General features: G+C 59.2%; 22 protein-coding genes. 10 read left to right on the top strand and 12 right to left on the bottom strand.

Annotated features, from left to right (window positions below):
* Positions 1-8: 8 nt before the first annotated feature.
* Both BPSY_RS09620 and BPSY_RS09615 read right to left on the bottom strand, forming a co-directional pair.
* Positions 9-1235, bottom strand: coding sequence for a carboxylate--amine ligase (locus BPSY_RS09620; RefSeq protein WP_033497796.1), 1227 nt, complete (start codon positions 1233-1235; stop codon positions 9-11).
* Entirely contained in the window at positions 1235-2782 is a 1548-nt protein-coding gene (locus tag BPSY_RS09615) for a UDP-N-acetylmuramoyl-L-alanyl-D-glutamate--2,6-diaminopimelate ligase (RefSeq protein WP_033497847.1), read from the bottom strand. Before BPSY_RS09615 ends, BPSY_RS09620 begins: the two co-directional genes overlap by 1 nt.
* Before the next feature lie 194 nt (positions 2783-2976).
* On the opposite strand from BPSY_RS09615, the gene BPSY_RS09610 reads away from it, so the two are divergent.
* Positions 2977-4182, top strand: a complete 1206-nt coding sequence (locus tag BPSY_RS09610) for a DegT/DnrJ/EryC1/StrS family aminotransferase (protein ID WP_033497845.1) — start codon at positions 2977-2979, stop codon at positions 4180-4182.
* 47 nt (positions 4183-4229) lie between these two features.
* Here BPSY_RS09610 and BPSY_RS09605 read toward each other — a convergent pair whose 3' ends face one another.
* On the bottom strand, positions 4230-5231 hold the full coding sequence (locus BPSY_RS09605) for a lipid II:glycine glycyltransferase FemX (protein ID WP_202961809.1): 1002 nt from the start codon (positions 5229-5231) through the stop codon (positions 4230-4232).
* A gap of 142 nt (positions 5232-5373) precedes the next feature.
* Positions 5374-6129 (bottom strand): exonuclease domain-containing protein, encoded by a 756-nt coding sequence (locus tag BPSY_RS09600; protein WP_033497794.1) that lies wholly within the window; start codon positions 6127-6129, stop codon positions 5374-5376.
* A gap of 172 nt (positions 6130-6301) precedes the next feature.
* On the opposite strand from BPSY_RS09600, the gene BPSY_RS11655 reads away from it, so the two are divergent.
* On the top strand, positions 6302-7075 hold the full coding sequence (locus BPSY_RS11655; RefSeq protein WP_415453408.1) for a sigma-70 family RNA polymerase sigma factor: 774 nt from the start codon (positions 6302-6304) through the stop codon (positions 7073-7075).
* Positions 7072-7368: a hypothetical protein gene (locus tag BPSY_RS11650; protein ID WP_238556848.1), complete on the top strand. Its 297-nt coding sequence runs from the start codon at positions 7072-7074 to the stop codon at positions 7366-7368. The genes BPSY_RS11655 and BPSY_RS11650 overlap by 4 nt, the downstream gene beginning before the upstream one ends.
* A 286-nt stretch (positions 7369-7654) precedes the next feature.
* Here the strand turns inward: BPSY_RS11650 and BPSY_RS12120 are convergent, their stop codons facing one another.
* On the bottom strand, positions 7655-7729 hold the full coding sequence (locus tag BPSY_RS12120) for a 50S ribosomal protein bL37 (RefSeq protein WP_003817083.1): 75 nt from the start codon (positions 7727-7729) through the stop codon (positions 7655-7657).
* Between the two features lie 124 nt (positions 7730-7853).
* The gene (locus BPSY_RS09585) at positions 7854-8843 is read right to left on the bottom strand and encodes an aldose 1-epimerase family protein (protein ID WP_051921900.1); all 990 of its coding nucleotides are present in this window, start codon (positions 8841-8843) and stop codon (positions 7854-7856) included.
* A 271-nt stretch (positions 8844-9114) separates the two neighbouring features.
* Here BPSY_RS09585 and BPSY_RS09580 point away from each other — a divergent pair, with 271 nt between their 5' ends.
* Entirely contained in the window at positions 9115-10194 is a 1080-nt protein-coding gene (locus BPSY_RS09580; protein ID WP_100841102.1) for a 4-hydroxy-3-methylbut-2-enyl diphosphate reductase, read from the top strand.
* 36 nt (positions 10195-10230) lie between these two features.
* Here BPSY_RS09580 and ybaK read toward each other — a convergent pair whose 3' ends face one another.
* From ybaK to BPSY_RS09560, 4 genes are all read right to left on the bottom strand, one after another.
* Positions 10231-10749, bottom strand: coding sequence for a Cys-tRNA(Pro) deacylase (gene ybaK, locus BPSY_RS09575; protein ID WP_033497792.1), 519 nt, complete (start codon positions 10747-10749; stop codon positions 10231-10233).
* A 121-nt stretch (positions 10750-10870) separates the two neighbouring features.
* A complete protein-coding gene (gap, locus tag BPSY_RS09570; RefSeq protein WP_033497790.1) occupies positions 10871-11923 on the bottom strand; it encodes a type I glyceraldehyde-3-phosphate dehydrogenase in 1053 nt (350 codons plus the stop codon).
* A 100-nt stretch (positions 11924-12023) separates the two neighbouring features.
* Positions 12024-12419, bottom strand: a complete 396-nt coding sequence (locus BPSY_RS09565) for an arsenate reductase family protein (protein ID WP_051921899.1) — start codon at positions 12417-12419, stop codon at positions 12024-12026.
* A 145-nt stretch (positions 12420-12564) separates the two neighbouring features.
* Positions 12565-13320 (bottom strand): thiamine diphosphokinase, encoded by a 756-nt coding sequence (locus tag BPSY_RS09560; RefSeq protein WP_238556847.1) that lies wholly within the window; start codon positions 13318-13320, stop codon positions 12565-12567.
* Positions 13321-13431: 111 nt separating this feature from the next.
* Here BPSY_RS09560 and BPSY_RS09555 point away from each other — a divergent pair, with 111 nt between their 5' ends.
* The 6 genes from BPSY_RS09555 (at position 13432) to xerD (ending at position 19006) form a co-directional block, all read left to right on the top strand.
* Positions 13432-15126 (top strand): spermidine synthase, encoded by a 1695-nt coding sequence (locus BPSY_RS09555; RefSeq protein ID WP_033497788.1) that lies wholly within the window; start codon positions 13432-13434, stop codon positions 15124-15126.
* A 76-nt stretch (positions 15127-15202) separates the two neighbouring features.
* Positions 15203-16171, top strand: a complete 969-nt coding sequence (gene msrA, locus BPSY_RS09550; protein ID WP_033497829.1) for a peptide-methionine (S)-S-oxide reductase MsrA — start codon at positions 15203-15205, stop codon at positions 16169-16171.
* A 260-nt stretch (positions 16172-16431) separates the two neighbouring features.
* Complete coding sequence (infC, locus tag BPSY_RS09545) at positions 16432-17265, top strand: translation initiation factor IF-3 (RefSeq protein ID WP_051921963.1); 834 nt, start codon at positions 16432-16434, stop codon at positions 17263-17265.
* A complete protein-coding gene (gene rpmI, locus BPSY_RS09540; RefSeq protein ID WP_033497784.1) occupies positions 17246-17440 on the top strand; it encodes a 50S ribosomal protein L35 in 195 nt (64 codons plus the stop codon). Before infC ends, rpmI begins: the two co-directional genes overlap by 20 nt.
* 42 nt (positions 17441-17482) lie before the next feature.
* Complete coding sequence (rplT, locus tag BPSY_RS09535) at positions 17483-17866, top strand: 50S ribosomal protein L20 (RefSeq protein WP_033497782.1); 384 nt, start codon at positions 17483-17485, stop codon at positions 17864-17866.
* Between the two features lie 93 nt (positions 17867-17959).
* The gene (gene xerD, locus BPSY_RS09530; RefSeq protein ID WP_081884389.1) at positions 17960-19006 is read left to right on the top strand and encodes a site-specific tyrosine recombinase XerD; all 1047 of its coding nucleotides are present in this window, start codon (positions 17960-17962) and stop codon (positions 19004-19006) included.
* A 68-nt stretch (positions 19007-19074) separates the two neighbouring features.
* Here the strand turns inward: xerD and BPSY_RS09525 are convergent, their stop codons facing one another.
* Entirely contained in the window at positions 19075-20751 is a 1677-nt protein-coding gene (locus BPSY_RS09525) for an amidohydrolase (RefSeq protein ID WP_081884388.1), read from the bottom strand.
* A 48-nt stretch (positions 20752-20799) separates the two neighbouring features.
* A complete protein-coding gene (locus BPSY_RS09520; RefSeq protein WP_051921898.1) occupies positions 20800-21909 on the bottom strand; it encodes an extracellular solute-binding protein in 1110 nt (369 codons plus the stop codon).
* Positions 21910-22128: the final 219 nt, after the last annotated feature.

Below are 22128 nucleotides of genomic sequence, written 5' to 3'. Positions count from 1 at the left end.
TGTGGCATTCAGTCCTCGTAGCGAGCGTAGTTCTTCGACGTCAGATGTCCCAGGCGCCACAGTAGCAGCCTGCGTTTGAAGGACATATCCTTGCCGTATCTCAGCGTCCAGGAATACCGTTTGTCCCGCAGCATGGCGAGACCGCGTTCCTTGGCTTCACCGGCTTCCGTGTATCGTTTGAGCACCGAGGGAGGGACCTCAAGCAGCATCTTGGAGCCCTTGCCGATCAGCGTATTGCCGTCGAAGGGCTTGTCGTAGACCAGATCGTCAACGAAATAACGCGCGAGATTGAAACCGTTCAGGGATACGAAGAAATTCGTTCTTCCCTGGCGCAGATTGATTTCGAAGAGCTTGTATTCGCCGTCGCGGGGGTCGAATTTGAGATCGAAATTGGCCACGCCCTCATAACGGATGTCCTCAAGGAAATGCTTGATCCGCAGGCAGAGCGATTCATTGAAATCAGGGATGATGGCGGCGTAATTGCCGATCGCCTCCGGCGTCGGATCCGCGAGCAGCACATGCCCCAGGAACATCATCCGCACCTGATGGTGCTGGTCCACATAGGCGTTGAGCACACGCATATTGCCGTCCCCGCCGGGTATGAAGTCCTGGATGATGATGTCGGAGGAATATCCGGCCCCGTAGATGCTGTCGACCACTTCGTTCAGCTCTTCCTGGGTGCCCAGGGTGTAGGCCTTTTTGCGTCCGGGGAAATCGATCGACAGATATTCGACGCTGTCCGCAGGTTTGAGGGCGACGGGGAATGCGAACGGCAGCGCGCGGTGCCTGTCCTCAAGGAAGGCCTGTTTGCTGAGGGCAAGGGTTTTCGGATGGGGCAGGTCGTAGCGCTCGCAATAATCGTAGAAGCTGCTCTTGTAACTCAACGCGGTGTGCAGCTGATCGTTCACACTGGTGAAGGTGAAGTATTGGCTCAGCTCGTCACGATAGCGGCTGAGCAAGGCGCTGTAGTCGTCGCCGCATGGGATCAGCAGCAGCACGGAGCCCGGGTATCGTTTGCGCAGATCGCTTCCGGCCTGGAGCATATGCGTTCTGAACGCTTCGGGCTCGGTCAGGTCGGAGTGGAAGGTCGTCTCCATGATCGAACTGAATTTCGATACGGAAAGCTGCAACCTGCCGAAGACATGCGATCGGATGCCGTATTCGCTATGGAATGCGCGGGCCATCGCGTACGCACCTGTTTCACTGCCGAGCAGCACCGCTTCGAAGTCGCTCATCACTTCCCTCCCTTGAACAGGCGTGCGACCACATTCGTGTCGCCTTCGTACTCCACATGCCGGTTCATGTCCTTGATCCAGAGCTCCTCGCCTTTGCCGGTGATCAGCAGCACATTCAGACGGTCACGATGCAGCAGGGCATCCTCATACGCTTCGGTGATGGCTTTGACTCGATCCTCCTCCACGCCGGCCTCGACCGAAGGGTTCGTCACATAGCTCATCAACTGCGCGCAGATCTCCGCATTGGGCTCCGTGTCCGTGTCCTCGGTGGTGAAGATGAATCGCGCGATTCTGTCCTGTGCCGCCTTGACGATGCCTTCCCTGCGGTCAAGCGCCTTGTTGCCTGCCGAACCCGTGACCAGGGTGATGCGCGGCTTGTCCTGTCCGTAGCGTTGATAGACGAAATCGACCAGCGCCTTGATACTGGCGTAATTATGGGCATAGTCGACATAGGCGATAACGCCTTCCGGGCTGACGAAACGCTCCATGCGGCCTGATATGCGCACGGACTCCAAGGCATGCAAGGAGTCATCCCCTTCCGGGACGCCGAGGGCCCGGACGATCGCGAAGGCCGCCGCGGCATTGGCCTCATTGAACGCACCCTCGATGGAGAGCGAATACTCCCCGAGATCACGGCCCTTCTCGAAGATGTGGAATGCCGGACGCGTCCCCTCATCGCTTACCGCCACCACATCGGCATCGGACTGATGGCCTTCTTCATCGCGCATGGCGAAGGTGCTGACCTTGATGCCGCGGGAGAGGGCATCCTCCTGCAGCAGCGAGAAATGATCGCTGTCCCTGCCGAGCAGCATCTGTTTGGAGTTGGCGATGATCTGGCGTTTGCAGAAGAGATAGTCCTCGAAGCTCGGATGCTCGATGCTGCTGATGTGATCGGGTGTGATGTTGAGGAACACCCCGATGTCGAAATGCAATCCATAGACGCGCTCGACCTTGTAGGCCTGCGAGGAGACCTCCATCACGAGATAGCGCATACCGTTGAGCACGGCCTGATGCATCATGCGGAAGAGATCGAGCGATTCGGGGGTGGTGAGATCGGACTCCTCGTAATGCTCGCCGTCAAGGCAGTTGTCCACGGAGGAGAACAACGCGGTCTTCCCGCCTGAATACGCGTTGAGCACGGCCTGGGTGAAGTATGCGGTCGTGGTTTTGCCTTTGGTGCCGGTGATGCCGACCACGGTAAGGTCATGCTGAGGAAAATCGAAGAAGGCCGCTGACAGCAGGGACATCGCCTTGCTCGCATTGTTCACGATGATGCCGGTGGCCGTGGTGAAGTCGGAGAAGTCCTCCTCGGCGACGTAGCAGCTCAGCCCTGACTCGTTGGCGCCTTTCAGGTATTCGGGGGAGAACCTTCCCTTGCAGAACAGCAGGGTGTCCGGTGTTACGGTGCGCGTGTCGTAGGAGAGGTCGGAGAAGGAGCGATCGCGAAGCTTCGTCGGATCAATCGTCCAAGTCCCGTCCTCGATGACCTCTCGAAGCAAGTGATGCTGATTGAGCAAAGCCGCCGCCGATTGCAACGTAAACGCCATATCCATCCGATCCGTCAAGTCTGTGATCCCCGGTATTTTCAGTGTCATTCTACATTCAGGCATTTATCGCTTTTCTTTTCCTGTGTGCAGAGTATGCAAAGAAGGAAGTGGGAGTGCGGGATACTGCATGAATCGCAGGTGCATGCCGCGATAGATTGATGATATCGATGAGGGAACTGCGCAAGGAGTGTGGCATGGAGGAAAACCGGAGCGAAATCGCGAAGACGCCAAGGAACGCTCTCGGTTCCGAACTGGCGCGTCGCACGGGAACGCAAGCAGAGGATTGGTACCCCGTGTTCAAAGCCCGGTACGGCATGTCGATCGTATTCGAAGAGTTGCGCCGGCTCTATGGACCCGGGAAGGTGAGCACACAGCTCTACACCTGCTGCACCGCGGTCGATCCCATACTCACCGCCGGGTTGACGCCGGAATACGGGGATGTCGATCGTGACAGCATCATGCTGGATCCTCACACGATGCCCGTGGGGGACGATACGCGTGCGGTGATGATGCAACACACCTTCGGGCTGATGGATGTCCGCTCCTCGCGCCTGCTTGCGGAGAAGACGCATGCCATCCCCAATGCCCTGCTTATCGAGGACAGCGCGCATTGCGTGACACGTATGGTCCGTGACGATGATGGTGAGGCGCTCGCCGATATCTCCGTGCACTCCTTTGGTGTCGAGAAGATACTGCCCACGCGCTTCGGCGGGGCGATCTGGGTGAATCCCGGACTGGCCGGAAGCGCTCCCGAGCTGGATCGGCGCCTGCGGTCGCGTTTGGCGAATCTGCCGAGGCCGGGGAAGCGTCTGGACTGCGTGACCCGGATGTACATCAACGAGAACAGGGTGCTGGGACGTATGCCCGGCGGTCTGGGATCACGTATGCGCTCCTGGCTCACGCGCGTGGGTCTGTACGAACCCCCGATCGCGAATGTCGAAAGGCGCGGCGGACTCGGTTACGAGCCCCTGCGGCCGACCCCGTGGATCGAGATGACGGTGTTGCGGTCCTTGCGCTCCTTGGAGGCCAACGAAGGCAAACGCTCCGCCAGCGTGAAACTGCTGAGGAAATCCTTGGGAGGCTCGACGGTCGTTTCGATTCCTGAACAGGTGATGGCCGGGGAGCCGCAGCCTCTGCTGCGTTTCCCGGTCTTCGCCGCTTCCACCGACCTCGCCGAGAAGATCATCGCCGCGTTGAGATCGACGGGTGTCTATGCCGAGCGCTGGTATCGTCCCGAGCTCTTCCCCGGAGTGGAGAACCCTGATGCTTACCATGTTCCGCACGACCGCGCTCATCTGAAGGTGACCGACGAACTGGTGGCGGGCGCGATCAGCATACCCACCGATCTGAACCCGGAGCAGGTGAACGCCGTAGCCGCGATCATCGCCAGGCAAGGCTGAAAGGGCGTTCTCGGATACCGGTCCGAAGGGATCCAGCCCAAGGGGAGCTAGTTGTTGGTCTGCTTCTGGCGCGGTGCGTTCTTACGGCGACGAATCGCCTTGAAGACCGCCAGCGACTTCTCCCAAGGATGGTAGAGGGGGCTCAGGGCCTTCTCATACGTGCCCGCCCAGATGGTCGCCTCATTCTGGAATGACTTCTTGAACTCGCTGATGCCGTCATTCAGCAGGCCGTTCATGTCGTACCGCTCCGCGCCGACGGCCTTCGCCGCCCGCATCGCGCCCCACTTCAGCGGGTAATTGGCCCTCATCTTACGGCCGGTGTCATTGGCTCCGGCCCACAATTCGGATGCGCCCCAGCTGCTGGTCACATTCCACATGAAGGAGACGATCTCGCCCTCGTATTTGGCGACGATGAGCTGACCGACCTCGCCGAGAAGATCGAAGGCCTGATGGTAATACTCATCCGGGTGCAGGGGGAAACCATCCCTGTCCGCGGTCTGGTGGTAGATGGCGATCACCGTATCGACATCCTCGCGTGTGCCCGGAACCACCTCGATGCCGACTTTGGCGCCCTTGCGTATGTAATTGCGGGCGTTGCGCGAATGCAGGGATTTCATGATCGCATCCTCATCCGGTGTCAGATCGACGATGGCCGTGGTCGCCATCAGCACGTGGTCGCCCTCGGCCCAATCCTTGGAGAGGGAAAGCGTGGTGGTGGGTGGATCGATTTTGAGGGAGACAGGGTGGAAGCGCTCGCGGCACCATTGGGCTACGGCATCGGCAACATCCGCGTAATCGTTGGAGTCGTTGACGACTGGGCCACGCGGTGCGTAGCAGATACTGCCGAATGGCCACGGAAGTTTGCGCACCAGGACCTGGGCGCACCCGATGACCGCTGAATCCGATTGGGCACTGACACGGTAGGCGGTCCAAGGACCTGTCGCCGCTTTGAGTTCACCCCACTGCCACATTTGCATCGGATGCCCATGCGCGGCATTCACCATCCCGTTCCATTGCGAAGCGTCGGTGATTTCGTGGATGGTAAGCAATGTGAAGCCCCCTGCAAGATTGGTTCTATTCGTCGCATGGCCGCACACGGTTTCGGACCGGCACGGCTGATGCGCTTATATTATAGGCGAGGCGTGCGGAAGCATCCCTTGCCATACGACTTCTTCCCAAAACCAGCGCCTTCTATTCGAACCATCCCTCATGAATCGGTCGGCGGCCCTTGGATTCGAGCCATCGGTTGAATGATTCCTTCCAGACACGATGGGCCTCGCGCTGCCATGGCATCAACTCGGCCAGGGTCAGGCGTCCGACCTGAGGGTACAGGGTGGTCATCGGTTTGACGAGGTCCACGGCCGCAATGGTGTCGGCGGTGGCGTCATGGAAATCCCCGTGCGCTTCGACACCGTAGTATTCGGTGGTGAAGCTCAGGGTGCGTTTCCCGGATCGATGAGATACGGAACGGTCGATCACCAGAGGATCCACGATGAGCATGTCGCTTTCCGAAAGCTCTTCGCTCTGGGTGCAGTCCCAACGTCGCAAATCACCGAGCAGCATCTGGACGTCGAATGGAGCGTTGTAGGCGAGCAACGGGATGGCATTCCGCTGGGCCTGGATGATTACATCGCTGATCTCCGCCAGGGCGTCCTGTGGCTCGACGCCGTTGCTTTGCACGAAGTCGTCGGTGAATCCGTTCACACGGCTGGCTCCGGCGCTGATGTGACGGTGGGGGTTGATGAGCCACTCAGCGATGGCGTCACCCTTATAGCCTGTCTGCGGATTGCGCAGCACCAGGGTTGCGGAGACGATGGCGTCCGCTCCGGGTGCGGCTCCTGTGGTTTCGGTGTCGAAGCCCAGCAGCCAGGATTGGGAGAGCAAGGTCTCCTGATCCTGGGTTCCCGCTTGTTCGATTCCTTCGAGGATGGGATGCGTATCTGTCATACAGCCATTGTCCGACTGGAAACCGACAAGAGCATCATCGAGGGGCCGTTGTCGTCTCCACCAGTGGGATGCTGACACTCCGCTTGGTGCGCGAAGGCCGAGTGATGGCACAATGGTGGATGTGGCAAACCTAGAGCTTGAAGAGAAACGCAGACGCTTCGAAGCTCTTGCCATGCCTGCGGTCAATGCCCTGTACCGTCAGGCGATGAAGCTCACCAATGATTCGGATGATGCGCAGGATCTGGTTCAGGACACCTTCGAACGAGGCTTCAAGGCTTTCGACCGTTTCGAGCCGGGCAGCAACTTCGAGGCATGGATGACGACCATCCAACGCAACGCCTTCTTCAATCAGTATCACAAGGCGAAACGGCGTCCCCAACGGGCGAACGATTCGACCGGTGAATACGACGACTGGGACATCTACTCGGCCTCAGGTCATTCCTCGGAAGGTTTGAAATCCGCTGAGCAGGAGTATCTGGAGGCATTCGCCCCCGAGGAGATCATGTCGGCTTTGGACACCCTGTCGCCCGAGAGGCGCCAGGTATTCATCGATGCCGCAATCGACGGGAAAAGTTACCAGCAGGTGGCTGATGAGCAGGGTATCAAAATCGGTACGGTGATGAGCCGCCTGAACCGCGCCCGGGCGCAGCTCAAGGAGCAGCTTGCCGCGTATGCCAGCGAGCGGGGCTATGGAAAAGCGCGGGATGGGGCCCAATCCTCCCAGCATCGGACTTCCGGTCGGCCTGAGGTTTCACCATCCGCGAAGCCAGTGGATGCCGCAGTACATAATGGGAAGAGTACAAGCGGGAATGCGGTCAACGGAGCCGACGAGCCTGGCACGGAGAACGAGGATACGAAGATTCGTGGAGGCGATACCTCTCGACGGCCAGTCGAAGGTGCGGCGCGCAGTCTCGGAGCTATTGACGGGAGAAAGGGTTTGGCATGAGCGATCAAGTCGAACGATACAGTCATATCTCCGTGACGCAGGCGGGTGACACGCGGGCCACCGTCGAGGTGACGCATATAGAGATCGCTGAAGGCTTCGATCCCGATACCTGTTGCGACGAGCGCGAGAAGGCGCTGATCGGTATGATTCGCAGTTATCTCAGGCCTGAACAGGCTCCGGATTGCCTGATTCGCAGACTGAGACACGTGATGGCAGATGTCTGTGCGGAGCAGCAGTTGGACAGCACACGGCATGAGGGTAGCGATGACGGTACCCAGGAGATCGCCCACTGAGCGCATCGGCTCGATTCACATAGACTCTATTCGCATCGGCTCTATTTACACAGGCTTTTTCATTCACCTTATGCAATGCTTCCCGGCTTCCGGGGCATAAGGCTCATATGGCCTATCATGCCTGTATGGCTTTGATACCACGCCGCACGATGCCCGTGACCAGGCTGGTGATACAGGAAACCCCACCTGCCGTCGGCTGCGTGCAGCCGGACTTGCCGGTGGGGTGATGAACCGTCAAAGGGTTCCATCTTCCCTGATTCGCCATGCTGGCGAATAGGTCGCTGTATCAGGCGTTTGGCCTTTTTCCGTGGTTAGCGGCTTTCTTACGACGATCTTTGCGCTTACGTCCACGCATGCCCATGATGGACTCCTTTGCTCATTACGAATAAACCTGATGGATTATCTCACATCGACAGGACGGACACAACTTCCTTGCCCGTGCGGTGGATATCCGACGGGATCGTGCCGGGGTGTCTCCGGTCGCTTCAGTATTGCCGCGCCTGGTAGTGGATGGTGGTGCCATATGATGCACCGGCTTCGATCGACACCAGGTTCTTGCCGCTGCGCAAGGCGTTCGCATAGGCGGTCATCGGTTCGACGGCGACTCCGGAGGGGTGGTGCCCTTCGGGGAAGCCCGTTGCGGTGCAGACCTGCCAGGCGTTGATGGTGTCATCGCCGGTCAGCGATATCTGCAAACCGTCGGGGCGCGTGAACACCGCAGTGGTATTGCCGTCGTGATCCCGAATGGGGGAGGTCCAGGCGTCATCGAAGGGTCTTCCTTCAAGGCTCGGGTTTCCGCGCAGATCGTAGACGCTCCCCTCAACCGGCTCCACGCCCGTGGGAAGCAGACGATCGGGGCTGGCCGTCACATGCGAATCACAGGGGAGTGTCAGCTTGCACAAGGCATTGGCGGCCTCGATGTCATCAGGGTCCGTGGCCTGTGAGCCGTTCGACAGCCAGGGGTGTATGCCGAAGGCCCAAGGTGCCGGCTTGGTGTCGTTGTTGTAGGCGACGGTGGTCATCGTCAGGCCTTCCGCGCCCAGGGCGTAGGTGACGGTGACGATCACGTCGAAGGGGTAGCCGATGATTCCCGGAACTCGCCAGCTCAAGGTCACGCTGCTCTCGGTGAGGCTTTCAAGAACCCACATATGCCGGTAGCCATCACCATGCAGGGCCGTCTGCCTGCTCGCTTCATCGATGGGCAGCTGATAGTGTTCCCCGTCGAAATCGTAAGCCCCATCCTCAAGACGGTTCGGATAGGGGACGAGCACGTAGCCGTTGCAGCAGGGGACCACTTCGTTATCATCGAAAGGCACCACGATGTTCTTGTGCCGGAAGTCAAGGCGCCGCAGCGTTGCTCCCAATTCGGTGATGACGGCGCTGTAATCGCCGTAACGGATGGAATACTGCTGTCCCGTCCTTGGCGTGTTGCTGTGTGCTTTGCTCGGTGAAGCGTTGTTGGCGTTCAACGTCATGATCTCTGTGCCCTCCGCATTGACGGCTGATTGTTATCGCTCACTATTCTACTGCCCGATATCCCTATCCGGATGCCTGGGCGCCGACCCCGCCTCCTGTCTGCCGTCTCCTGCCTCCCGTATGTCCACAGCCCGATGGTGTTGGTGCATAATCGGTGCAGAGGGTAGGGCCGGGCATGATGGTGCGGTCACGGCACCGTAGGATGGGCGAAGGCCACCGGATGTGGGGCCTGTTTACCCGACCCGCCAGGCAAGGACACGGTGATCAGAGATGATGACGACCGAGAACGACGGCCATGATCCCAAGCGCATAGTGATCGCAGGATCGCGTGGTTTCTGCGCCGGCGTCGATCGCGCGGTCCATAGCGTGCAGACGATTCTCGATCGTTCGAGGAACAAGGCTCGGATGTCCGATGACGGCGTATTCCCACCCGTCTATGTCAGGCGAGAGATCGTGCATAACCGTCAGGTCGTCGATTCCTTGGCGCAGCAGGGTGCCGTATTCGTGCAGGAGCTGGATGAGATCCCAGATGAGGCGATCGAAGCCGGCGTGCCGGTGGTGTTCTCCGCTCATGGGGTATCTCCGGACGTACAGCGGGAGGCACGGGAGAGGGGCATCTGCATCGTTGATGCCACCTGTCCGCTGGTCAGCAAGGTGCATCGCGAAGTCCTGCGGTATGTCAAGGCCGGCTATGAGATCGTGTACATCGGGCATCGCGGTCACGACGAAGCATTGGGTGTGATCGGGGAGTCACCCGAACACGTGCATCTGGTGGAAAGGCAGGCGGACATCGATGCTTTGGATTTCGATCGTGGCACGAAGCTCACCCGTCTGACACAGACCACCTTGAGCGTCGATGAGACTGCGGATATCAGCGCAGAGTTGCACAGACGCTTTCCGTGGATTGAGGAGCCTCCCACTGAGGACATCTGCTATGCGACACAGAACCGTCAGACGGCGATCAAAGAGCTGGCCAGGCAATCGGATTGTGTGATCGTCGTCGGATCGAAGAACTCATCGAATTCGGTGCGGCTGGTTGAAGTGGCCCAGCAGGTGCTCGATGCCCAAGGTGCCCTTGGTCAGGGCACCTCCCGGCAGGTCGCTGAGGATGGTCCATCTGGTCTTCGCAAGGCCCATCTCCTGGACAGCGTCGAGGATCTGGAAGTGTCCTGGCTGGAGCGTGTGAACACCGTCGGCATCTCCTCAGGCGCATCGGTGCCCGAACATCTGGTGCAGGAGCTTGTGGAGGCATTGCGGCCCCTGGGCTTCCAGAAGGTCTCCGTTCTGGGATCGCTTAGCGAAACGATGCATTTCGCATTGCCGAGCCAGTTGCGTTCCCTCCCGGACTGATGCTCCGGATCGTTGCCTCGGACGCGGTCGGGGCCTCTACCAGCTCGCTATCTCGGCATGGCTGGCATGCAGCAGGTCCAGGAGATCATGGGGATCGATGCCGATATCGAATCCACGTTTGCCACCGGAGACGAGAATCTCGTCGAATTGCAATGCGCTGTCGTCCAGAACGGTGAGATGATCGTTGCGTTGCCCCAGTGGCGATATGCCTCCAAGGACATAGCCGCTTTCGCGTTGGGCCACCTTCGGGTCGGCCATCGTGGCCTTCTTCGCTCCTGCGGCCGCCGCCAAGGCCTTCAAATCGAGATGCCCGGTCACCGGAACGATGCCGATGATGCGTTCGGAGCCGGTGTCCGCCATCAGCGTTTTGAAGATCTGCCTGGGATCGAGTCCGAGCTTCTCCGCCGCCTCGACGCCGTATCCGGCATCCATATGATCCGCCGAATGCTCGTATTCGTATATGTGGAAGGGGATCTCGGCCCTTTCCAAGGCCGCCGTCGCCGGTGTGGAAGCCGATCCCTTGCGCTGCTTCGACCGCTTCGATGTTCTGCCCATCGGTCTTCCTCCTGGATTCCCTAAGCCGTTATCCCTATCTGTGATGCCACGGCCTGAGGACAAGAAAGGAGCCCGTCAGAACAAGTCTGACGGGCTCCTCCCGAATGCCGTGATTACCGGATCACTCAGAGATCTCGGCGAAGTACAGCAGGGTGCGGATCATGTTCGAGGTGAATCCGTACTCGTTGTCGTAGAAGGACACAGTGCGTACGAGCTGTGCGCCGTCTGCGTCATTCACGTCGGTCTGGGTTGGGTCGAAGACGCCACCGTGGGTGTCGCCGACGATATCCGAGGTAACGATGCCATCAGCGTTGTAGCCGAAGTAATCGGTGTCGGAGAAGGCGGCCTTGAAGGCGTCGTTGATCTCTTCGATGGTGACCTGCTTATCCAGGATGGTGGTCAGCTCGGTGACCGAACCATCAGGGATGGCGACGCGCTGTGCGTGACCCTGCAGCTTGCCGTCAACGGAAGGAACGACCTTGCCGATTGCCTTGGCGGCACCGGTGGAGTGTTCGATCGTGTTGATCGCGGCTGCGCGGTTGGCGCGTGGCTTGCTTCCACGAGGGCCGTCCAGAATCATCTGGGTGCCGGTGTAGGCGTGGATCGTGGTCATGAATCCGACCTTGACGCCGAACTTGTCATCAAGCAGCTTGACCATTGCGGCCAGGGAGTTGGTGGTGCATGATCCGGCGGACACGATGGAGTCGGAAGCCTTGAGAATCTCGTGGTTCACACCATAGACAACGGTAGGAACGTCATCCTTGGCGGGAGCGGAGATGAGGACCTTCTTGGCGCCTGCATCAAGGTGGGCCTGTGACTTGGCCGCGGAGGTGTAGAAACCGGTGCACTCGAGCACGAATTCCACGCCATCGTTCTTGACCCAAGGAATGTTGGCGGCGTCACGCTCGGCGTACACCGTGTATTCCTTGCCGTCCACGACGATCGAGGTGTCGGTGGAGGTGATCTCGACCGCAGTGCCATCGTCATGCTTGAAGGTGCCGTGGGTGCTGTCGTACTTCAGCAGGTATGCCAGCATCGAAGGCGTGGTCAGATCGTTGATTGCTGCGACCTCGATGTCACCGGCCTCGCCGCCGCGATGCTGCAGCTCGAAGATACGACGGAATGCGAGACGACCAATACGACCGAAGCCGTTGATGCCAATCTTTACTGTCATGTATATCTCCCTCAGGGATTAGGCCGTGGCGCTCACGCACAAGACGCAAGGCGTCGTGGCCAACTTTTATAACAAGGACAACTCTAATGCGCCGCCTGTACTAGAGCAAAGCCTCCACCCAGGCCTCTTCGCGGAATCCGACCAGCACGCGCCGACCTTGGATCAGGATGGGACGCTTGACCAACATGCCGTCCGTGGACAGCAGCTCTACTGCCTCTTCAAGACTCATCGACGGCAGACGGTCCTTCATGCCGAGGCTTCGGTAGGATTGGCCCGAAGTGTTGAAGAAACGCCTGATCGGCAGGCCGCTGAGCTTATGCCATAAGGTCAATTCCTGTGCATTGGGATTGTCCGTTTTGATGTCCCGCTCATGGAAATCGACGTGATGCTCGTTGAGCCAGGTGCGTGCCTTGGCGCAGGTCGAGCACTTCGGATAACACACAAACAGTGCCTCATCGTCGGAGGTGCTGGAATCATTTGTTGGAATCGTACTCATACCCTCAGTTAAGCACTGTTTCGGCGGTGTGGGCGAGACGATCTCGACACTCATGCCGCCAGTTCAGGCCGACAACCGGTCAGGCAGGCAATGAGTCAGGCCGATACGGCAGTCAGGCCGGTAATTGAAATTGAATCAGGCCAGTTCAGGCCAGCAACGAGGAGATATGGTCATCTATCGGTCCGAGAGTAGGGCTGGGCGTGATGGTGCCGGTCCATTCGGGACTCGGGGCTTCACTGGGGAAGGTGATGACCAGCGTTCCCTCGCCGACGCGGATCGTGGCGGGCGTATCCCTCCTGAATTCGTTGCTGATGCCGAGGGGATGATCGTTGCGCAGCTGCACGCGGTCGAGCTCGTATTTCAACCCGATTTCGGTCACATCGTAGGAGGTGTCGGAATGGGAGAACACCGAGATCATACGGCGGGCTTCGACATTCCCTGCGGGAAAGCTGAGCGTGCCTTTGCTGATGGCGGTGACGATGGTATCCGCGCCGTGTAGGAAGGCGATGCCGCCATGCCTGGATACCTCCGCCAGCAGTTGCAGGTTGCCGATCGTATGGTCAAGACGACCGCCGAGTCCTCCGTAGACGTCGAATATGCGGGCCCCCTGCTGCCAGGCGATTTTGAAGGCGGACAGCATGTCGGTGTCGTCCTTTTCGGGATGGAGACGCACCGTGTGCCCGTTGTCGGGGATGTCGCCCTCCAGGGAGTCGAAGTCGCCGATAACCGCATCCGGGGTGAAACCGAATGACCTCGCGGCGTCATAGCCCCCATCGGCCGCGACAACAAGTGCTTGCGGAAGCGGCGTGGGACGTATGCCGAAATACTCGCCGGCACCGAAGATGATGCCATGTCGTGTGGTGTCCATCGAACCCCGTTCTCCGTGTTGCAGACGAGCCATGCCTTGTCAATGATGATGCAGGCCCGCATATGGAACACCATCTTAGGGCGTAGTGCCGTGGAAGCTGTATCGTTTGTGGAAGAGAGAGCATACCGCGATCATGGGGGCCGCATGCAGCAGACAACGTCCGTCAGACCGATTTTGCGGTCGAAAATATTCCTGTATGTCACGGAATTCTTCTCGGGAATGGCGGTGATGGCGGCGGAACTGGGTGCGTCACGCCTGCTTGCACCGTATTTTTCGAGTTCTCAGATCGTATGGACCATCATCATCGGCACGATCATGATCGCGCTCGCCCTGGGCAATATGTGGGGAGGCCGCCGAGCGGACAAAGACCCCAACCCCGACCGTCTGTATCTGCGCATCCTGATCGCCGCCGTATGGATCGCCCTGATCCCTTTGGTCGGCAAGTACATCATCATTCTGATATCCGGTTTGCTGATCATCAGCGTTTCCACGAATTTCCTCGTCATCGCGGCCTTCGTCAGTTGCATGATCATATTCGTCCCGCCGCTGTTCCTGTTGGGGACGGTCACTCCCGGACTGGTGAAATTCACGACCGACTCCTTGGAAGACAATGCGACCATCGTCGGCAGGCTCGGCGCGTGCAATACGGTGGGTTCGATTCTCGGCACCTTCCTGCCGACCTTCGTCACCATTCCCGCGGCGGGCACCTTCGTGACCTTCCTCATCTTCTCGGGGTTTCTGCTTGCGCTCCCCATCATCTACTTCGCGGCGGCCAAGGTGAAACGCGTCGCCAGCGCTATCAGCATCGTGATATTCGTGGTCTCGGCCATACTGTCACCGCTGACCGGATTCGCCTTCTGGGAGGGCAAACTCACCTACGAGGGCGAGTCGATCTACAACTATCTGCAGGTCAAGACCCTGGCCGATCGGACCATACTGTCGACCAATGTGCTCTTCGGCGTGCAATCCGTGACGATGAAACAGGGTGGGCTCACCGGCCTGTACTATGACACCGCGCTCGCCGCGCCCGCCTTGGCGGACAAGGCGGATTCCGCTCTGATCCTTGGCATGGGCACGGGGACGTATGCACGCCAATTGCGTGAGTATTACCCGAATATGAGCATCCAGGGCGTCGAGATCGACCAGTCCATCACGAATCTGGCCGGGAAATACTTCGATGAACCCTCCGATATTCCAGTGAGTACCTATGACGGCCGCGCCTGGTTGGAGGGCAGTGACGAGAAATTCGATGTCATCATGGTCGATGCCTATCAGGACATCACGATTCCATTCCAGATGTCCTCAAGCGAGTTCTTCACCGCGGTCCGGGAGCATCTGAATCCCGGGGGAGTGATGGTAGTGAACATGAACATGATCTCCGATGGGGAGGGGTCGATCAACCAGGCCCTGCAGGCCACGATCTCCAGCGTTTTCAATGTCGGCGCGAACTCAGAATCGGTGGTGATGGCGGATGTCGAAGGCACCACGAACCGCGAATTATTCGCCAAAGCCCCGAGCGGGGAGCATCGTGACTCCGCCAATACGATGACCTCCGCCAACACGATGCAGCAATCCGCCGAAGTGTCTGCGCTGCAGCGCCGGACCGAGGAACTCACGGGCGACGCCGCATTGACCAGTTATATGGGCACGGTCGCCTCACGCTTCGAAACCGTGGACAGCCCCAATGCCGATGAGTCCTCCTTGGTGCTCACCGATGACAAGGCTCCGGTCGAGCTGCTCGGTATGCGGGCCATCGACGAGTTGATCGCCCAGCAGTCGGGACCATATAAAGAGGTGCTGCGTACCAAAGGCATCTCGGGTCTGATGCAGATGCAGTGATCCGCGATTCCGGGTCGGCGTTCCGCCATGAGTGGAGAAGCTTGGTTGTGCCTTCTCCCTGGCGGATACTGGTTCCATGAATACGGTTTCGATGAATGCGGCTTCACAGAGTCAGAAAACTGTTCTTGCAGGCGGATGCTTCTGGGGTATGGAACGCTACCTCCAGGGCGTGGATGGCGTGCTGTCCACCAAGGTGGGCTACGCGCAGTCCAACAAGCCCAATCCCAGCTACGAAGAGGTGTGCAGCGGGGAAACCGATGCCGCAGAGGCCGTCGAAGTCGAATTCGATCCGGATCGGGTGACGCTGCGCACCCTGGTGCTGCTGTTCCTCGATGTGATCGATCCTTTCGCGGTGAACCAGCAGGGCAATGACGTCGGACGGCAATACCGTTCCGGCCTGTTCTGGTCCGAAGGCCAGGAGGGTGAGCAGGAGCCGGTCTTCCGTCAGGCACTCCATGAACTGGAGAAGCGGGAAGGCAGAAGCCCGGCGGTCGAGGTCGAGGCCTTGCGCAACTTCTATCCGGCCGAAGGCTACCACCAGGATTACCTCAATAAGAACCCGGGCGGCTACTGCCACATTTCGATCGCCAAGATCCATAATGTCGCCAACCGCCAACGCTACATCGAGCGGATATGGCAGCTCAGCCGCGAACAATATGAGGTCACGCAGCACGCCGCCACGGAGATGCCCTTCAACAATGCCTACGACAACACCTTCGAGGCGGGAATCTACGTGGATGTGGTCAGCGGTAAGCCGCTGTTCCTCTCGACGGATAAATTCGATTCGGGTTGCGGCTGGCCCGCGTTCTCGAAGACCATCTCGCCGGATGTGGTGACCGAGCATAGCGACCATACGATTCCAGGTCGGCCACGTACCGAGATCCGCACCGCGGATACGCAGATTCACCTCGGGCATGTCTTTGATGACGGCCCGGCGGAACGTGGCGGGCTGCGGTACTGCATGAATTCGGCGTCATTGCGCTTCGTCCCCAAGAGTGCGATGGTGGAAGAAGGCTACGGGGAATACCTTTCGGCATTGGATTGAAGGGCTGCCGGGGCAGGAAGCCGGAATACGGCCGTCTGATGCCGTGGTTACGGCATTCGCAGGTATGTGGTATTATCTACAAGGCTTGAGCAATCAAGAAAGCGGAACTTCCCACCTGGAAGCCTTGCATGGCTTCGGGTTCAAGGCATAGGCCTGTTGCGGCGTCTGGTACGCTGCGCTGAGATATTGCTGCTGTGAGTTGTGGCGTCATCATGATGCCCATTCCGGCGTGCGATCGGCTGTGCACTGAACCCAATGACATATGCAGGACTCCAGACGAGGCTCCACGAAGAGCAGTAAGCGAAGGAGTCATCATTAGCGACGAACCACGGATCAACGACGAGATTCGAGTACCCCAAGTACGCCTGATCGGACCAAACGGCGAACAGGTGGGGGTCATTGCAACCTCGGTCGCGCTCAATCTGGCACGGGAGGCGAATCTCGATCTGGTCGAGGTGGCGCCGAACGCCAAACCACCGGTGACCAAGCTCATCGATTACGGCAAATTCAAGTACACCGAGAAGATCAAGGCCCGCGAGGCCCGTCGTAATCAAAGCACTGCCGAGGTCAAGGAAATCCGTTTCCGCCTCAAGATTGACAGCCATGATTTCGAGGTCAAGAAGGGGCATGTAAGCCGCTTTCTTCAGGGTGGCGACAAGGTCAAGGTCACCATCATGCTTCGCGGACGCGAACAGTCCCGTCCTATCGGCGGTGTCGAGTTGCTGCGTCGTCTGGCCGATGAGATCTCCGATCTTGGCAGCATCGAATCTTCCCCGAAGCAGGAGGGTCGTAACATCATCATGACCCTGGCTCCAAAAGGCAAGAAGGTGCATACGCAATCAGAGCAGCGCCGTCGTGGCGATCAGGCCAAGGCCGAGCGTCAGGCACGTCAGGCGGCACGCCTGGCCGCCAAGCAGGAGGCAAAGCCTCAGACCGCATCCGAAGCCGGTGAGAGGATCCACAAGGCCTCCACCCAGTCCTCAAAGCCGGCCGCATCGGTGGCCGCGAAGGGGATGCATGCGGTCGCATCCGCAAAGACTTCTGTGAACAAGACAACAACCAAGGAGGGCAGCAATGCCGAAGATGAAAAGTAATTCCGCCGCGTCCAAGCGCGTCCGTGTCACTGGCACAGGCAAGCTGATGCAGGTCGGCAGCGCGATGCGCCACAACCTTGAGCACAAGTCGGCACGTAAGCGCCGCGCACTGGCCGCAGACCAGGTGCTCGCGCCCAGCCAGTCCAAGAAGATGAAGAAGCTGCTCAACCACTGAGCTGGCCGATAGCCAAAAATCCAAGAAAGCTGAGGAAAGATAATGGCACGTGTTAAGCGCGCGGTGAATGCTCATAAGAAGCGTCGCACAGTACTTGAGAGGGCTTCCGGCTACCGTGGTCAGCGTTCGCGTCTGTACCGCAAGGCCAAGGAGCAGCTGCTCCACTCATTCAATTACAACTACCGCGACCGTAAGGCTCGTAAGGGTGATTTCCGCAAGCTGTGGATCCAGCGTATCAACGCTGCCGTCCGCGCTGAGGGCATGACCTACAACCGCTTCATCCAGGGTCTGCGTCTGGCCGACATCGATCTCGATCGTCGTGCACTTGCAGAGCTCGCCGTGAGTGATCCCGAGACCTTCAGCGCAATCGTCGCTGAGGCCAAGAAGGCACTGCCTGAGGACGTCAACGCACCTGTTGCCGCCTGATTACAGGAATGTGATGAAAACCCCGCGCAAGCGGGGTTTTTCGTTCTTCAGAGGGAAGCATCGGACATCAGATCGCGATGAGGGGGAACAGCAATGAGCGAAGAAGCGTACCGAGAGGATCCGGCCTACGGTGATGATGCCGCCGCCGATGCCTCCTCGCACAGCGCCGACCCGGTCCCCGCTCTCGCGGAATCGCAGGGGGATTCCCAAGGCCCACAGGGATCCGCTGAGGCGTATTCATCGCTTCTCGAACAGTTCCTGGCCTATACCGGCGTCGAGCGCGGTCTGTCGCCGGCCACGGTCAAGGCCTACGCCGCCGATCTGCGCGTATACACGGATTTTCTGACACAGCACGGCATCACCTCGGTATCACGGATCGGCCGCAAGGATGTCGAATCCTTCATCACCTCACTGGCGTCGGAGAGCCCGAGGAGCCGGGCGAGAAGACTTGCCTCCGTGCATGAGTTCCACCGTTTCGCCTTGAGGCAGCAGCTGGTTCCGATAGACGTCTCGGAAGGCGTGAAGGCCCCGAAGTCGCCCCAAAGCCTCCCGGATGTGTTGAGCATCGAGGAAGTCGGTGATCTGCTTGAGGCCGCCGGCTCAGGTGATGCTCAGGATCCTGTGGCCCTGCGGGATAAAGCCCTGCTCGAATTCATGTATGCGACCGGGGCCCGGGTCTCCGAAGCGGTGGGTCTGGATCTCGGCGATGTCGATCTTGAATCGTCCGTGGCCAAGCTCACGGGTAAAGGTTCCAAACAACGCCTTGTTCCCATCGGATCCTATGCGCGTGAGGCGATGGCCAGATATCTGAATATGGGACGGCCGGATTTGCAGCGTCGGGCCCGGCGACAGCCGGAGTTGTCTGCCGTGATGCTGAACAAACGCGGCAGACGGCTTTCGAGGCAGTCAGTGTGGGAGATAGTCCAGCAGGCGGGGCAGCGGGCTGGAATCACCAGACCCCTGCATCCCCATACCCTGCGGCACTCCTTCGCCACGCATCTCATCCAGGGTGGAGCCGACGTGCGTACCGTCCAGGAGCTGCTGGGGCATGCATCGGTCACCACAACCCAGATCTACACGCATGTAAGCCCTGAGAACCTGATCGAGGCCTATCTGCTGGCACATCCCCGCGCCCGCTGATCGGCACATCCTTTGATTGCTGCGTCGCTTGATCGGCGCATCTGTTAATCAGCACAGAGGCGCAGCCATCAACACACGCGTGCGCCTTTGAGCCAGGTCTGCGTCACCGCAATCCCAGCGAGTGCATCCGATGACGCATGCTCCGGATCGGCATTCAGCATCGCCAGATCGGCATGGCTGCCTATGTTCAGATTGCCACGGAAGCCGTCGGTCCATCCTTGGTACGCCGCACCTTCGAGAGCCATCCCCATCGCGGACCGCATGGCAAGGCGTTCCTTCGGCAGCCATCCTCCCGAGGGTTCGCCGGATGCGGTCTGCCGGGTCATGGCTGTGGATATCGCCAGGAGCGGATCATTGCTCGAAACCGGCCAATCGCTGCCGTGGGAGAGCCTGGCGCCCGAGGCTTCCAGCGATGCAAACGGATACTGGAGCTCCGTCCTCTCCGCGAGTCTGGGGGCCGTGAGCTCGACCATCAGAGGATCCATCTGCGCCCAATAGGCTTCCACATTCGCGATCACCCCAAGTGCGGCGAAACGGGGGATATCGCTGGGCTGTATGACCTGGCAGTGGGTGATGACCGGACGCCTGTCCCACGGTGGATTCTTGCGTATGGCCGCTTCGATGGCGTCAAGCGCATTGCGTACGGCGCGGTCTCCGATGGCGTGGATATGCGTTTGAAATCCCAGGGCGTCGAAGTGGGTGACCGCACGTATCAGATGTTCGCGCTTCCATACTTCCATACCGCAATCGGAGCTGGCCGCATATGGCTCCAGCATTGCACCGGTGCCGGATTCCACCACGCCGTCCGCAAAGAACTTGATCGTGCGGGCGCTGAGCATGTCGGAGCGCTTCAGGTCGGCGGCGGTCTGGGTCACATCGCTCCGCACATTGAGGAAACCCTCCGTCTGATCCATCCAGAAAGCGGGATCCGCCCTCTGTGCGAGGTTCGAACGGACGGTGAGGGAATCGTTTCGCAGCAGTTCAAGATAGGGCAGATGCATCCCCTCATCGACCCAGGCATCCTGCATCCAGGTGATGCCACGCCGGTTCTGCGCCCTGCAGGCCACGGCGAGTGCGCGCGCAAGGGTGTCCTGGCCGGTCTGCGGCGCCTTCGACATCACCAGATCAACGGCATGCCATTCCCTGAGCGTGCCCAATGGCGATCCGTCGTCACGGCGATCGATGCTGCCGAGTTCGGGATCGGGGGTGTCCGCTGTGATGCCGGCGATGTTCAGGGCGGCGGTATTGCACCAGAGTGAATGGTAGTCGTGGGCTCTCAGATAACAGGGTCGGTCCGGGACGGCGGCATCAAGCCAGCGTGCGTCGAAACGGCCTGAGGGGACGAGTGAAGGATCGTAGCTCGCCCCCGTGATCCAGGTCGCTTCGCCGTGTGACGCCGCCCATCTGGAGACTTCGGCGACGATGGCGTCAACCGATTGCAAATCGCTGATGCTTGGTCCCATGCTTTCCATGCCGCCGAAAATCGGATGGCAATGTCCATCGGAGAAAGCGGGGATCATGCAGGCCCCATCCATATCGACAATCGTGCCGCTGCGACTGCCATACTCCTCAGCCTGCGCACCGTGCGCGATGACGGTGCCGTTCTTGACGGTGATCGCCGTGCTGCGCCGCTTGGCGTCAATCCAGATATTCGCATTGCTGAATGTGATGGCCTCCCCACTGCCCGTACCTGTGGGGGGAGCCGTCGCATACGCCGCTTGCTGCTGTGATGAAGTGGACAACATCACTCCTTGTCGTGGTGTTCGGATGGGGTTTTCTCGGAGCGCTTCACGTCAGGATCTGAAACTCTCCCAGATCTTCGAATAGCTGTTGATGGTCGCATTGGAGCAGGTGGGTATCAGCTCTATGTCGGCATCATCGGGCGGCATCACGGCCGGATCGTTGCGCAGACTCTCGTCAAGCAGCTTGTCGACGCCTGTGATCCCCGCATCGTAGCCCTGGTAGTTCGCTGCCGCGGCGGCATGCTCGGGCTCAAGCATCCAGTTGATGAAGGTCAGTGCCTGCTGGACGTTTTCCGCACCCGACGGTACGGCCCAGTTGTCCTGGTAGGAGGACACGCCTTCCTTCGCATACACGTAGGTCATACTCGACTTTTCGGTGGTGACCCTGTGCCCGGCACCGTTCCAGATCATCGCCACCGAATTCTCGCCGGAGATCAGGCGATCGATGACGGTGTCGGAACTGATGTTCTGCACCTTGCTCTTGTATTCCATCAGCAGATCCTGCGCGGCCTGGAGTTCCTTCGCATCGGTCGAGCAGGGCTCGCCTCCGGTCGCCCGGAGGGCGGCGTTGACGCCGTCCGTCTGGTCGTTGAAGATGCCGGGACTCTTGTTCCATGCAGCGTCGGATGTGAAATAGTCCTCCCAGCTGTCCGGGGCCTCCTCGCCGTCCTTCAGCAGTGAGGAGTCATACATGTATCCCGTGGTGCCATAGAGATAGGGTGCTGAATACTCGCGTCCCTTGTCGTAATACACCTCACGGAAGTCCTCTTCGATGTTGGAGCCGTTGGGCAGGTCGAGTGCGTTGATCTTCTGCAACAGACCGTCGTCCGCCAGTAGCTGGACCGCGTAATCGCTCGGCACCACGATGTCGTATCCGCTGCCGGAGGTCGCCTCCATCTTCGACATCAGGGCCTCGTTGCTTTCGTAATAATCAATGGTCGCTTTGATCCCGGTATCCGATTCAAAACTTTCGAGCAGGTCTGTCGGATAGTAGTCAGACCACGTGTAGATGTGCAGTTCGCCGCTGCTCGCGGGCGTGAAGGAGGCCGCTGCGGAGCTTTCGGTGAAACTCTCCGTTCCGACTCCTGACGCGCATCCTGCTGTGAGCAGTAAGGCGGCGGCTGAACATGTGGCGAGAATGGGTGCGTAGGGTTTCTTCATATCGGTATTTCTCATTCTGTGAGGATGAGGCCTGTGACGGTGCAGTGTTGTGGTCAGCCGCAGCTGGTGGAGGCAAAGAAAACTCTTGCTATGTGGAATATCAATTACGTGTTTCGTTATCATTGCGAGAAATTAACGAAGAAATCAACGTGATTTGCATAAGAGCAATAGAAATACTCTCAATAATCAAATATCAGCTACGATATCGGTTATTCTTCA

The organism is Bifidobacterium psychraerophilum, assembly GCF_000741705.1.
Classification (GTDB): domain Bacteria; phylum Actinomycetota; class Actinomycetes; order Actinomycetales; family Bifidobacteriaceae; genus Bombiscardovia; species Bombiscardovia psychraerophila.
This window is presented reverse-complemented; position numbering and strand designations above follow the sequence as displayed.